We start from the raw sequence: 14,024 nt of genomic DNA, 5'->3' as shown, positions 1-14,024 counted from the left end.
TCTTGGATAAGGGTTATTTTATCATGCTTTGACTATCAATATACTTTAAGTTCATTATAGAGACTGTCTCTCTCTATTGGTACAAAACCAGAATTTTTGATCATTGCTATGAAGTCACTCAAATTCATACCTGAAGCACTTTCTGCTCCTGCAGCAGACTGAATGGACTCTCTTTCTATAGTACCATCCAAATCATCTGCACCAAACTCCTGTGCAACAAGTGCAAGGTTAATCGTTGATGTTGCCCAATAAGCTTTAATATGGGGAATATTATCAAGTAAAATACGGCTGATTGCATAGGTTTTAAGTATCTCTTGCCCTGAAGGGAACTCTTTAACTTTAAGAAAATTATTATCTTTTTGATAAACCAAAGGGATAAAAGCATTAAAACCATTTGTTTCGTCTTGTAGGTTACGTAGACGTAACATATGGTCAATACGGTGTGCCCTTTTCTCTACATGACCAAAGAGCATTGTAGCATTAGACTCCTTGCCGCGCTTATGCCACTTGTGATGGATTTCTAACCATTCATCAGAACTCACTTTTCCTTTACAAAGATACTCACGCACCTGTTCATCAAAAATCTCAGCACCACCTCCAGGCATAGAGTCTACACCATTTTCTATCATCATATCGAGTACTGTGTCATAGCTTAAACCATACTCACGGTGTAAAAAATCAATTTCTGCTGCAGTCATTGCCTTAATGTGAATATCAGGAAACTTCTCTTTAATCTTTCGGAAAGTATCCATATACCACTCTACTCCGTCATTAGGATTGTGTGCCGAAACAATATGCATCTCTTTGGCACCATTTTTAATAGAGTTCTCAACGATATTGAGAATTTCATCATGGGTCATCGTATACTGGTTAGGGTTCTTCCGACTAGCAGAATAAGCACAGAATTTACAGATGTCTGCGCAAATATTGGTGGGATTAATATGGCGATTAATATTGAAAAAACTCTTATTTCCATACTTTTCTCGACGAATTTTGTCTGCTAGATCGCCAAGTACATAGAGATCAAGCTCATAAAGTGCTTCGCCCTCTTCTTGGGTAAGACGCTGGTGATTTCGTACTTTTTCTATAAGTTGCATATATCCGTATCCCTATAGTAAATTTTGGTATTATATCACTAATTGTTTAGGAGTGTATAAGTGGATAGACTAAAACGTGAAATCGAAGTATTGCTATATGAAAATGCTACTGATTTCGAGATTGCTAAGATTATGAAAAAAAGTATCAAAGAGTACTTTGAAACACTTGAGGAAACTTTTGCTAATACAGGTGGCAAAGATTTCCTCGTTAAGCATACTAAACAAATCGATACATACCTGAAGATTATCTACCAAGTTGTACTACGTTCAATGTTTTCAGACTATATGCCCATGAAGAATTCTATACCCATAGCACTTGTTGCCCTTGGAAGCTATGGCAGAGAACAGCTCTGTGTCTACTCTGATATTGATCTTATGATTGTCTACAAGAATATCTCAGGCTACAATACCAAAGAATTGATTGAGAAAATTCTTTACATTCTATGGGATGCTGGTCTCAAGTTAGGGCATCGGGTTCACGCAACCGAAGAGCTTTATCGTATATCTAAAACTGATATTACTATCAAAACTGCACTAATAGAATCCCGTTTTATCGAAGGGTCACACTTTATTTGGACAGAGACACAAAATGCTATCAATCTTATCCGACATGACGATATTGAAGGTTTCATTAAAGCCAAACTTGAGGAGCAGGCAGTTAAGCATAAAAAATTTCCACTGACAATGGAGCCCAATCTCAAGGAGGGGGTTGGAGGATTTCGAGATGCTAATCTCATTTTTTGGATTGGTAAAGTACAATATAATGTTGATACAATTAAAGATTTACCTAAAATTATTATTGAAGAAAAAGAGTATCGTACTTTTCGAATTGCGCTAGAATTTCTTTTTCGGGTACGCTCTGCACTGCATTTGGCGACACACAAAAAAGAGGATAAACTTCAACTTGACCTCATTCCTACCATTGCGAGTCTTCTTGGCTATGAGAAAAGCAAACAAGGACATCTTAGGTTTGCCAAAAAAGTAACAGAGTCGCTTAAAATCATTCGTCTATATAGTACCATTTGGCTGGAACGTCTTACGTGTGAGTATATGGATCTACCGTCTGAAAAACGTTTTATCTATACAAAAAGTAAAGATTTTAACAGAATACTTAAATATATCTGCAAGGAAGGAAAAGAGCCTTTTAGGGCTCATCCAACCTTTTTGCATATACTCATCAATGCTAAACGTCCTGAACGTCCTAACAATATGCTTTACAAAACTATTGCTACTATTTTTTATCAGCCACATGCCTATTCCATCCTAGGCACTCTCTCTTATGCACGCCTATTGCACTATACTATTCCTCCTATTAAAAAGGTAATTGACTTGCCACAATTTGATGGCTATCATCAATATGCAGTCGATATCCACTCTTTGCGCTGTATCTATCATTTAGAGCATATAGAAGAACCTTTAATTAGAAAATGTTATGAGAAACTAAATAAAGATGAAAAAGCGATGCTTAAGGTGGTTACATTTTTGCATGATTCAGGAAAAGGTCGAAAACGAGATCATCACTATGTAGGTGCATCTTTATTTAAAATATTTGCACAAAAACTTGGTATGGACAATACACTAATTAGAATGGGGGAACAGCTCATTCAGTATCATACCTTAATGAGCAATATAGCTCAACGTGAGGATCTCTACAATGAAAAAGTTATTTTTGGTTTTGCATCCCACTTTCCAACACAAAAACTACTCGATATGATCTATATTCTCACCTATGCCGATATGAATGGCGTTGGTGATGGCATTTACAACTCTTTTAATGCAAAACTGATTCGAACACTCTATAATCACTCATTGGAAATACTAGGGAAGACCGTCATGCTCAGCGAGGCAGCCAAACGTACCAAAAAAGAAGTATCACTCAAGCGACATCCGAAGTTCCGTACACTCAAACGTACTGAACAAAAAAAGATATTACAAATGCCATCTAATCTCCTCTTTTTACGATATCGTCCTGAACGAATCATTAAGATATGCCAAAAAGCTTTTGAAACCACAGATTTTACCTATCATATTAGCAATAATGAGTACCTTACCATTGAGATCATTCGAGCAGATTCAATTAACCTTAGTTATCTGCTTGGAAAACTTAGTACCCTTGAGATAGTCAATATGGATATTAGTAAACTCTTCAATGAATTAAAGTATTTTAAAATTGATTTTGCCTCAAGAGTAGATGAAGATGAAATACATACTATTGAACAGATTATTATCAATGCTTTCAGCTTAACAACAAAAAGTATTCACAAGATCCCTTTAATTAAAAAAGAAGATATTGATATCAACTGTGAACATTCAAAAACCTATGCAATCATGCATCTTCGTAGCAAAAATCAACGAGGTCTTCTTGCTTATGTTATAGATATGTTTGATGAAATGGGTGTTGATATTGTGACTGCGAAAGTACATACACTCAAAAATCGGGTACGCGATATGTTCCTTATTGAAAAGAATGGAAACTTTTGCCATAATATGGAAACAATTATTGAAAAATTAACAATAGATAAAGTCAAGGAAAAATAGATGTGTGGAATCGTAGGATACATTGGCTCCAAAGAGAAGAAGGAAATCTTACTTGAAGGCCTGCAAGAACTTGAATACAGGGGTTATGATTCAGCAGGCATTGCTATCATCAAGGGAGAGAAGCTTGACAATTTTAAGTCAGTTGGAAAACTGATTAACCTCAAAAAAAAGACAAAGAACTATTACAGTGATGGATTTGGTATCTCTATAGGACATACCCGATGGGCAACACATGGTAAACCAACCGAGCTTAATGCCCATCCACATCTTGGACAATACTCCTATGTTGTACACAATGGGATTATTGAAAACTACCAGAATCTCAAAAAGGAGCTACAAGATCACAATATAGCCTTTCTTAGTCAAACTGATACAGAAACCATTGTGCATCTTTTTGAAAAATATAATAACGATATTAACAATCCTTTTGAAGCATTTACAAAAACAGTTAAATGCTTGGAGGGTGCCTATGCCACACTGTTGATTACCGAAGCTGCGCCAGATACAATCTTTTTTGCCAAAAATGGTTCTCCGATGCTAATTGGTTTTTACAAAGATGAGGTTTACTTCGCTTCTTCAGATACCCCCATTATTGGTAAGGCTAATGAAGTTTACTATCTCCAGGATGGTGAGTACGGCTATGTCAAAGAGGGAGAAGTACGCCTCTATGATTTAAAAGGAGAGAAAGATTTCATCAAACAGCCACTCAGTGCCGATAAGGTCTCTGCCCAAAAGGATGGTTATCGCTTCTTTATGGAAAAAGAGATTTATGAACAAAGTTATATTATGACTGAGACAATGATGGGTCGAGTACTTGATGATAAAATTGTATTCGATGAGCTTAAAAATAACTTTTTTGATGATATCAATACCATTAAAATCTGTGCCTGCGGTACCTCCTATCACTCTGCCCTAATTGCCACCTACCTTTTTGAGCGTCTAGCAAAGATACGTTGTGATGTAGAGATTGCTTCGGAATTTCGCTATAAGGAACCACTTTTAACAAAAGATACACTATTTATTACCATCTCACAAAGTGGTGAGACTGCCGATACCCTCGAAGCACTCAAAATGGCAAAACAGGCTGGGCTTAAAAGTTTAAGTATTTGTAACGTTAATAACTCCTCTATTGTTAGAGACAGCGATGCTACCATTTTGACTCGTGCAGGTATTGAAAAAGGTGTGGCTAGCACCAAAGCTTTTGCGACACAAACTATGGTACTTTGGATGCTCTCACTTTATATAGGTCAACACAAGAAGACTATTGACAAAAAAATATTGAATGATGAAATAAATGCAATGCGTCACACTCCAAAAGCACTCACAGTAACCGATACGCTCCATACTAAACTACATCGTCTAAGTAAACGTTATCTACATGGACACGGTTTCTTCTTTATAGGGCGCGATATCTTCTACCCTCTTGCACTTGAAGGCGCACTCAAACTCAAAGAGATTAGCTATTTACATGCTGAAGGTTACCCTGCTGGAGAGATGAAACATGGACCCATTGCACTTGCTGATGCAGAACTTTTTACTATTGCCTTAATGCCCAAAACAATGCACTATGAAAAGATTAAGTCTAATGTTGAAGAGCTTAGTGCAAGAGATGCAACTATCTGTGTTATTTCTCCAGAATTTTTTGATCTTGCAGATGATTTCATACAAACACAATATAGTTCTCATCCAATGGTTGAATTTTTTGAGATGATGGTTGTCATGCAACTATTGGCACTAGAAATTTCTGTAAGACTTGGAAATGACGTAGATATGCCAAGGAATTTAGCCAAAAGTGTAACAGTAGAATAAACCAAATACTATATACTTTTAGAAAATTGATTCTTGCTTGATTTGATTGATTGTTTTGTATCGAAACTTTAACTGTTGGGCATGTAGTAGCTTTTTATAAAGAAAAAGCTTTGCCCTTTTTACACTCTCATTGAGTGGAAGCTTGTTGGCAAGATAGATGGCAATGGCGGAAGAGAGAATGCAACCTGTCCCATGAGTATGAGTAGTCTCCACTCTTGGTGAAGAGAAATAGTCAATACCAGAAGAGGTTACTAGACAGTCAGTCGCTTCAGTATCAATCGAATGTCCACCCTTAAGAAGTATGGTATCTACTCCCAGTCTAAAAAGTGCATTTACTATTTTAGAGCTCTCTGTTTTAGTGCTAGTAAATTTTGTATTGAGCAAACTATTCATTTCGGGAATATTGGGAGTGATAATCTTGCAAAGTGGGAAAAGATACTGCACCATTGCCTCTATTGCATCTAATTCAAGTAGCTGTTTTCCACTAGAACTAACCAATACCGTATCAAGCACTATATTCTTGAGTTTATACTTTTTAATCATCTCAACTATTACAGCAATAATCTCTATATTGGCAAGCATTCCTATTTTAACTGCATCAACCTGCACATCACTCAACAATGTTTCAAGCTGTATCTGAAATGTTGAGGCATCTACTGCTTCTACCAATGAAACCCCCTGTGAATTCTGAGCAGTCAGAGCCGTTGTGACACTAAAAGCATAGCCATGGAGTGCATGAATGGTTTTAATATCTGCCTGAATACCTGCTCCCCCGTAAGGGTCAAAACCGGCGATAGTCAATACAGTTGGAGTATGTTCATTTATCATAATATTCAAATATCTTCATAAGTATTTCAGTCTTTTTTCTGGATATACTGCCATTCTCTAATACGGCTGAAATCATTGCAATACCACTTGTTACTCCAATTGCTACTACGTCAATAATATTTTTTTCTGTAATTCCTCCAATGGCAACAATGGGACACTCCACATGTTTTGCCCACTGTTTGAGTTTCTCTGGACCCACATCTTTGTATGACATCTTCTTCGAGATAGGCTCATAAATGGGTCCAATCGCTAAATAAGAAGGCTTAAACAAAAGTGCAATTTCAATCTCTTCGGGAGTATGAGAGCTAATTCCTAGACGTAAGCCAGCAGCATAAATCGCCTCTATCTCCATACTGGCTCCCTGTATATCTTCCTGCCCTAGATGTACTCCATAGGCATTATGCTTGATAGCAAGTTGCCAATAGTCATTAATAAAAAATCTGGCTTGGTATCTTTTAGAAATATTTACCCCTTTTATAATTTCTGCTTCGAGTGCTTCTCCCTCCATATCTTTTACTCTCAACTGTGCTGTAGTAATACCACATTCATAAAGTGGTGTTAGTTTATCTGCCCTATCTACAACAGGATAGATACCTAGTGGAGTTTCATCACATTTTGGAAATTTCATTCATTGTCCTTTACCCATAAGCGTGATACAGTTGTTTGCTATATATTTTGATGCCAAAATGGTGTACCAACCGTTGGTGTTGATGGTGATGCCAGATCCCGCTCCTGCATTACTCCTGCTTCATATCCCATGCGTCCAGATTGAACTGCCAATGCAAATGCTTTTGCCATTACCTTAGGATCCTGTGCCAATGCTACAGCAGAGTTAATCAAGATACCATCATACCCTAACTCCATTGCCATGGTTGCATGTGAAGGCTTACCAATACCCGCATCAATAATGAGTGGCATATGAGGAAAAGTTTTGCGTATTACTTTAAGATTGTAAGGATTCATCAGCCCCTTTCCTGAACCAATAGGAGACCCCCATGGCATCAGAATCTTACATCCCGCATCAACTAGCTTTTTGGCAACAACAAGATCATCTGTTGTGTAAGGAAAGACTTCAAAACCCTCTTTTGTCAATACTTTTGCTGCTTCAACCGTCTCGTATGGATCAGGCTGAAGATTATACTGGTCGCCTATAACTTCTAGTTTTATCCAATTGGTCTTAAACACTTCACGTGCCATCTGTGCAACCGTTATTGCTTCCCTAGCAGAGTGACACCCTGCAGTATTGGGTAACACTTCCACACCAAGTGTTTTAATGATATGCCAAAAACTCTTTCCGGTATCCTTATTGACTCCTTGACGACGCAACGATACAGTAACCACCTTTGCACCAGAAACCCTAATAGAAGCCTCCATAATTGCTGGCGATGGATAGAGTGCTGAGCCGATAAACATTCGTGATGTCAACTGTTTTCCGCCTATCTTCCATATATTTTCACTGCTTCCCATATGTTTGGTCATTGCATTCTCCTTGTTCTTTTTTTCTTTTTAATAAACATATCTATCCACCACACACTGGCGCAAGTACCTCCACTTTATCTCCCTCTTTTAGTATAGTCTTATCATAGTTACCAGAAGCAATAAAAACCATATTAACAGCCACTGCACCAATACCTATTTCATAATTAAACTGTTTCATTAAATGAGTAATGGTTGTTTGTGGCTCAATTACTTTAGATTCGCCATTCAATATAATATACATTTTACTCCTTTGTCTTCTTACTTGAAAAAACCTTCTTCAAGGGCTTTTTCAACAATTGCTGGTGCAAGCAAGTATCCATGCCTATAAAGCCCATTGATGCGTGTTAATCCTTTTTCATTCTCAACACGTGGGAGATTATCTTTGAATGCTGGACGGCAGTTTGTTTCTGAATGAACCACACGTGCCTCACCAAAATTTGGATGCACTGTATAGAGTGCTGAAAGTAATTCCATTGAAGAGCGCACTGAAATAGGCGACATATCTTCACTTTCTATTTCTGTTGCCCCTATAATATAACGCTTGTAACCTATAGTCTGCGAAAGCTTACAGTCAGAACAGTACTCTAAATCAATCCCCTCACAGCCATTTCCCCTAGGGACAATATAAATCTTGTAACGTGGGTGCATTAAACGAGTTGGACGACTAATATTAATATCATTTGCTTCCACCCACATCACTTCTCCACGTACACCACGAAGATCATGAAAATATTCCTTGGCACCCAGTCCACGTGTATCAAAAACCCAGTCAAATACCTCAACACCCTCTTTAGTATAAACCTTTCCCGTTTCTATCTTCTTTACTGGTGTATATTCACGGAAATAAATATTTTCATAACGGTTAAAATAATTTACACTAAATGCTATAAAGCGTTGTGCATCAATGAGACCTTCATCTGGAATATAAAATCCTTTTTGGTGGATATAAAGATCAGGCTCCATATCTTTTATCTGTATACTGTCTAATATTTTTATCTTTTCTGCCGTTTCAACTTTACGTTGCAATATCCCAATAAAGTGCTCCAACTCTCCCATATCTTGAGAGTGTGCAGTGATGATAGTACCCTTTTGCTGATACCCATCAAAAAGCCCTATCTCTTTTAGAAGATCAGGCCAAAGCTCGATAGATCGGTGCCCTAAATCAAAAATGACCGATTCTGCTGTCTCTAATTCTGCATAAGGAGCAAGCATCCCAGCAGCGGTAAAACCTGCAGCACCTACCCCCTCTTTGGAGCCTTTGTCAAAAAAGGTAATGGTAATATCTTGATTGGTTCGTAGCAAATTAAGTGCAACAATACGCCCTGCTAAACCAGCACCTACAATGGCAATATTCATTGATTATCTTTTATCTGTTCACTTGAGATATATACTTCCCCACCAAGATCCTGAAACTTTATACTCATCTCATCCATCCCTTCTTGTATCTCTTCAGGACTGAGTTTTCCCTCTTGTGTAGCAGCATAGTCACGTACCTCAGCAGAAATCTTCATGGAACAAAACTTTGGTCCACACATAGAACAGAAATGGGCAGTTTTTGCTGCCTCCATCGGCATAGTCTCGTCATGGTACTCACGTGCACGTTCAGGATCAAGTCCAATATTAAACTGATCAACCCATCTAAACTCAAACCGTGCTTTGCTCATTGCATGGTCGCGAGCAATAGCACCAGGGTGTCCTTTGGCAATATCTGCTGCATGTGCAGCAAGCTTGTAGGTAATGAGCCCCTCTTTCACATCGTCCCTATCAGGCAGTCCAAGATGCTCTTTGGGAGTAACATAGCAGAGCATTGCTGTACCATACCATCCTATCATTGCTGCACCAATACCTGAAGTAATATGATCATACCCTGGAGCAATATCTGTTGTTAACGGACCAAGTGTATAAAATGGTGCCTCATGGCAATACTCAAGCTGTTTTTCCATATTCTCCTTAACCATGTGCATCGGAACATGTCCGGGACCTTCAATGAGCACCTGAACATCATGTTTCCATGCAATACTAGTCAGCTCACCTAATGTTTTTAGTTCTGCAAACTGTGCCTCATCATTGGCATCTGCTACGGAACCAGGACGCAATCCATCACCAAGCGAAAAGGTAATGTCATAGGCTTTCATGATTTCACAAATCTTTTCAAAATGAGTGTAGAGAAAATTCTCTTTGTGGTGGTGAATCATCCACTTTGCCATAATCGATCCACCGCGACTAACAATACCCGTAACCCGTTTAGCAGTCATTGGGACATGGTGCAACAGTAAACCAGCATGAATAGTAAAATAGTCTACTCCCTGCTCTGCCTGCTCTATCAGTGTATCGCGGAAAATCTCCCATGTTAAATCTTCAGCAACTCCACCTACCTTCTCTAACGCCTGATAGATTGGTACTGTACCGATGGGTACTGGGGAATTACGCAGTATCCAATCACGGGTGGTATGAATATTTTTTCCTGTAGAGAGATCCATTACCGTGTCAGACCCCCATCTGGTTGCCCAAACCATCTTCTCTACCTCTTCTGAAATACTCGATGTAGTAGCAGAATTCCCAATATTAGAATTAACTTTCACAAGAAAATTACGCCCAATAATCATTGGCTCTACTTCAGGATGGTTGATATTTAAAGGAATTACCGCACGTCCTTCAGCAACCTCTTTGCGAACAAATTCTGGTGTAATTACTTCTGGTAAATTAGCACCAAAATGTTCACCATTGAGCCTACCATTGCGCTCCCTGTCTTCTAAATAAGATTTAGTCCACTCTAGTTTTTGGTTCTCACGAATGGCAATAAACTCCATCTCCGGTGTAATAATCCCCTGACGTGCATAATGTAGTTGAGTAACATTCTTGCCTTTTTTTGCACATAGCGGTGTGCGGTATAGTCCTTTGGAGCCAGCAGTGACAAATTCAAGCTGTTCATCAGTATTGTATCCATTGTCAACGGGCTTAACGATACGCCCTTCATAAGACTCCACATCACCTCGCACCTTGATCCACTCCTTGCGGATAGGGTCAATTCCCTTGGTAACATCAATCTCAATATTGGGATCAGTATAGACACCGGAAGTATCATAAACAAGAAGTTCTTCCTCGTTGGTAAGTGTAATTTTTCGCATAGGTACTTTGATATGGGGGTGAATTTTACCTGAAATATAAACTTTTTCTGAACCAGGCAATGGATCACGTGTAATAATCTCCTCGTTTGTACCAAAAGTTGACTTAGTTTCATTGGTCACAGTGGTTGTCATAATCTTTTTTCCTTTACATAAAATTAGAAAATATAAAATTGATTAAAGGAGAATATTGTAATCGAAGATAAAGAGAAGTCTATTTAAAAAGATGTTTGATTCTCAAAATATTGCGGTATTACAAGACTCTTCCTTACGCCGGTATTGTCCGGTTCAAGTTCAGCGGGTAGGATTTTGTGTCCTTCTCAGTTGCCTGTGTCAACACCCCGAGAGTTTGAACTTCCACTATAGTCAATAAAAGATAAAATTTCTCTTAAGTGAAGCTACTTTTATTTTTCCTAAATCTTTTCAGGTTATAATTGCACATTAAAAACCTATTAACAAAGGAGAAGTGTCGTCATGCTTCGTGGATTTGACAAGAGATATTTCATGCTATTGCCCACACTTGTTTATCCTGCCATCTATAAACTCCGAACTCATGCCATCTCTACTCAAACACTTTTTCGATTAAATGATCATAAAAACTCACTTAAAACGCTAGATACAACTCTTCAGACAATTAATTCCTACCGTTGTAACTGTTATTATAAATACAAAGCACGTCTTGTATTACTGTTAAACCACTTTATTCCACGATGTCCTTATTATACGACATTCTATGCTTTTAGACGTACGGGCATACATCCTCCCGTTTGATAATTAATACATAGTTTTAATTACAAATTTTGCATACCTGCTTGGTGGATAAACCCACTCTACACATCAATTTTATATATTAAATGAAAAGGATATATATGTCACATAATTACATTATAGGCTTCCCACGTATTGGGGAGCAGAGGGAACTTAAAAAAGTATTAGAAAAATTCTGGGCAAAAGAGATAGATTTTGCTGAAGTTGAAAAAGTTGCCTCAGAACTCAAGGCACGACACTGGAACTACCAAAAAAATGCTGGTATTGATTTTATCTCTAGTAACGACTTCTCACTTTACGATAATATGCTTGATACAGCTATTATGCTTGGTGCAATTCCAGCACGGTTTAAAGGGCTTGAAAAAGAAACACTCTACTTTGCTATGGCAAGAGGAAATAAAGATGCTGTCGCTATGGAGATGACCAAATGGTTCAACACTAACTACCACTATATTGTTCCAGAACTCCACCCAAATGATAATTATCAACTCAATGCAACTAAACTCATAAAAGAGTACAAAGAGGCAAAATCACAAGGCATTACCACTAAAATAAATCTAATTGGTCCACTAACCTTCCTTGGACTCTCTAAGCGTACCGATAGAGGTGATACATATGAGCTTTTTAGTAAGATACTCCCACTTTACGAGAAATTGATTAAGGAGATTAGCACACTTGACAACGAAGTTTATATACAAATTGACGAACCAATTTTTGTTAAAGATATTGAACAAAAACACTTAAGTCTCATTAAACCTTGTTACGATACACTCTGCAAGGTATCTGATAATGTCAATATCATTGTTTCTACCTACTTTGAACATGCTACCGAAGCAACCAAGGTGCTAGTACACACTCCAGTCTGGGGTATTGGACTAGATTTTCTTTATGGCAAAAAGAATTTTGAATGCCTTGATGCACTTTCTCAAAGCAATAAAAAGCTTATTGCTGGCGTAGTAGATGGACGCAATATCTGGAAAAATGATATCGATACAACCGTTGGACTACTAGAGAAAATTGCTGAAAAAATTGAGAAGTGTAATATTATTATCTCTAGCTCTAGCTCACTATTGCATACACCATTCACTCTAAAATATGAAGAGAAGATGGATACTGAGGTGAAGAACTGGCTTTCTTATGCAGTAGAAAAACTAGGTGAGATTAATCTTATTACTAAATGCTTCTTTGATGAAGTATTGACTGAAGGCGAGAATGTAACACTTGAAGCCAATCGTGTTGCCAACGAAAGTCGTCGAAATTCTGTACGTATCCATGACAAATCAGTACAGGGGCGTACCGAAGCAATTAGCAAATGGGTTCGTGATGGTGCTTACGAGGATCGCATTGACACCCAACACAATACGCTCAACTACAAACCATTGGCAACCACAACCATTGGATCTTTCCCACAGACACCAGAGGTACGACAAGCAAGACGTGACTTCAAGCAGGGTGCCATTGATGAAGAGACCTATATTAAAGCAATGCAAGCATATATCAATGAGTGTGTTAAATTTCAAGAATCCTGTGGTTTGGAAATACTTGTACACGGTGAACCAGAGCGTAACGACATGGTTGAGTATTTTGGCGAACAGCTCAAAGGATATGGATTTAGCCAGAATGGATGGGTACAGAGTTATGGTAGTCGTTGTGTTAAGCCACCATTTATATATGGTGACATTAGTCGCCCCAAACCAATGACAGTTGACTGGATTACTTATGCACAAAGTAAAACAGAGAAGATAATGAAAGGTATGCTTACAGGACCTGTAACTATTTTAAATTGGTCTTTTGTGCGCGATGATCTACCTCGAAGCGAAGTGAGTAAGCAGATTGCACTCGCTATTTGTGATGAAGTAGATGATTTACAGCAAGCAGGTATTAAAATTATTCAGGTAGATGAAGCAGCATTCAAAGAGGGATATCCTTTACGAAATGAAAATATTCCAGAGTATGAAAGCTGGGCAGTACGTGATTTTAGACTTGCTGTTAGTACCGCAAGAGAAGAGACACAAATCCACACTCATATGTGCTACTCGGAGTTTAACGATATTATCCGAACTATTGAAGCAATGGATGCCGATGTTATCTCCATAGAGACTGCAAGAAGCGGTAACGAACTACTCAAAATTTTTGCTGAAGTAGGCTATAAGCAAGAAGTAGGACCAGGTGTTTATGATATCCACTCTCCACGAATCCCAAGTACCGAAGAGATTGTGATACAAATAGAGAAGTTACTAGAAGTACTCCCCAAAGAGCAACTTTGGATCAATCCTGACTGTGGACTAAAAACCCGAAAATGGGAAGAGGTGAAACCAAGTTTAGAAAATATGGTGAAAGCGGTAGAAATTGTGAGAGAGAAGCTCAATATATAAACTAT

10 protein-coding genes and 1 riboswitch are annotated in these 14,024 nt (G+C 38.1%); of the genes, 3 read left to right on the top strand and 7 right to left on the bottom strand.

Features of this window, described 5'->3' with window-relative positions:
• Window positions 1-35 precede the first annotated feature (35 nt).
• Window positions 36-1,097 carry an aminofutalosine synthase MqnE gene (mqnE, locus tag LGB01_05345; protein ID MCB4753626.1) on the bottom strand — a complete coding sequence of 354 codons (1,062 nt, stop codon included), beginning with the start codon at window positions 1,095-1,097 and terminating at the stop codon, window positions 36-38.
• Between the two features lie 60 nt (window positions 1,098-1,157).
• On the opposite strand from mqnE, the gene LGB01_05340 reads away from it, so the two are divergent.
• Together LGB01_05340 and glmS are read left to right on the top strand one after the other, a co-directional pair.
• Window positions 1,158-3,635, top strand: coding sequence for an HD domain-containing protein (locus tag LGB01_05340; GenBank protein ID MCB4753625.1), 2,478 nt, complete (start codon window positions 1,158-1,160; stop codon window positions 3,633-3,635).
• Window positions 3,636-5,444, top strand: coding sequence for a glutamine--fructose-6-phosphate transaminase (isomerizing) (glmS, locus tag LGB01_05335; protein ID MCB4753624.1), 1,809 nt, complete (start codon window positions 3,636-3,638; stop codon window positions 5,442-5,444).
• Window positions 5,445-5,462: 18 nt separating this feature from the next.
• Here the strand turns inward: glmS and thiD are convergent, their stop codons facing one another.
• The 6 genes from thiD to thiC are packed head-to-tail and all read right to left on the bottom strand — an operon-like array spanning window position 5,463 to window position 11,011.
• Complete coding sequence (gene thiD / locus LGB01_05330; protein ID MCB4753623.1) at window positions 5,463-6,272, bottom strand: bifunctional hydroxymethylpyrimidine kinase/phosphomethylpyrimidine kinase; 810 nt, start codon at window positions 6,270-6,272, stop codon at window positions 5,463-5,465.
• A complete protein-coding gene (locus tag LGB01_05325; protein MCB4753622.1) occupies window positions 6,262-6,900 on the bottom strand; it encodes a thiamine phosphate synthase in 639 nt (212 codons plus the stop codon). The genes thiD and LGB01_05325 overlap by 11 nt, the downstream gene beginning before the upstream one ends.
• Window positions 6,901-6,938: 38 nt before the next feature.
• Window positions 6,939-7,751 carry a thiazole synthase gene (locus LGB01_05320; protein ID MCB4753621.1) on the bottom strand — a complete coding sequence of 271 codons (813 nt, stop codon included), beginning with the start codon at window positions 7,749-7,751 and terminating at the stop codon, window positions 6,939-6,941.
• 40 nt (window positions 7,752-7,791) lie between these two features.
• Window positions 7,792-7,992, bottom strand: coding sequence for a sulfur carrier protein ThiS (gene thiS / locus LGB01_05315; GenBank protein ID MCB4753620.1), 201 nt, complete (start codon window positions 7,990-7,992; stop codon window positions 7,792-7,794).
• 17 nt (window positions 7,993-8,009) lie between these two features.
• The gene (locus tag LGB01_05310) at window positions 8,010-9,107 is read right to left on the bottom strand and encodes an FAD-dependent oxidoreductase (protein ID MCB4753619.1); all 1,098 of its coding nucleotides are present in this window, start codon (window positions 9,105-9,107) and stop codon (window positions 8,010-8,012) included.
• On the bottom strand, window positions 9,104-11,011 hold the full coding sequence (gene thiC / locus LGB01_05305) for a phosphomethylpyrimidine synthase ThiC (GenBank protein MCB4753618.1): 1,908 nt from the start codon (window positions 11,009-11,011) through the stop codon (window positions 9,104-9,106). Before thiC ends, LGB01_05310 begins: the two co-directional genes overlap by 4 nt.
• Window positions 11,012-11,124: 113 nt before the next feature.
• Window positions 11,125-11,230, bottom strand: a riboswitch (TPP riboswitch).
• 515 nt (window positions 11,231-11,745) lie between these two features.
• On the opposite strand from thiC, the gene metE reads away from it, so the two are divergent.
• Window positions 11,746-14,019 carry a 5-methyltetrahydropteroyltriglutamate--homocysteine S-methyltransferase gene (gene metE / locus LGB01_05300; protein ID MCB4753617.1) on the top strand — a complete coding sequence of 758 codons (2,274 nt, stop codon included), beginning with the start codon at window positions 11,746-11,748 and terminating at the stop codon, window positions 14,017-14,019.
• The last annotated feature ends 5 nt before the right edge of the window (window positions 14,020-14,024 follow it).

Origin of the sequence: Sulfurovum sp. (genome assembly GCA_020525365.1) — a bacterium.
In the GTDB taxonomy this organism is placed as follows: Bacteria; Campylobacterota; Campylobacteria; order Campylobacterales; family Sulfurovaceae; genus Sulfurovum.
This window is presented reverse-complemented; position numbering and strand designations above follow the sequence as displayed.

Coding starts and splice junctions, on each gene's coding strand:
- thiS (MCB4753620.1), bottom strand. CDS start 7,992: ATGTATATTATATTGAATGGCGAATCTAAAGTAATTGAGCCACAAACA.
- LGB01_05320 (MCB4753621.1), bottom strand. CDS start 7,751: ATGACCAAACATATGGGAAGCAGTGAAAATATATGGAAGATAGGCGGA.
- thiD (MCB4753623.1), bottom strand. CDS start 6,272: ATGATAAATGAACATACTCCAACTGTATTGACTATCGCCGGTTTTGAC.
- thiC (MCB4753618.1), bottom strand. CDS start 11,011: ATGACAACCACTGTGACCAATGAAACTAAGTCAACTTTTGGTACAAAC.
- metE (MCB4753617.1), top strand. CDS start 11,746: ATGTCACATAATTACATTATAGGCTTCCCACGTATTGGGGAGCAGAGG.
- LGB01_05310 (MCB4753619.1), bottom strand. CDS start 9,107: ATGAATATTGCCATTGTAGGTGCTGGTTTAGCAGGGCGTATTGTTGCA.
- LGB01_05325 (MCB4753622.1), bottom strand. CDS start 6,900: ATGAAATTTCCAAAATGTGATGAAACTCCACTAGGTATCTATCCTGTT.
- mqnE (MCB4753626.1), bottom strand. CDS start 1,097: ATGCAACTTATAGAAAAAGTACGAAATCACCAGCGTCTTACCCAAGAA.
- glmS (MCB4753624.1), top strand. CDS start 3,636: ATGTGTGGAATCGTAGGATACATTGGCTCCAAAGAGAAGAAGGAAATC.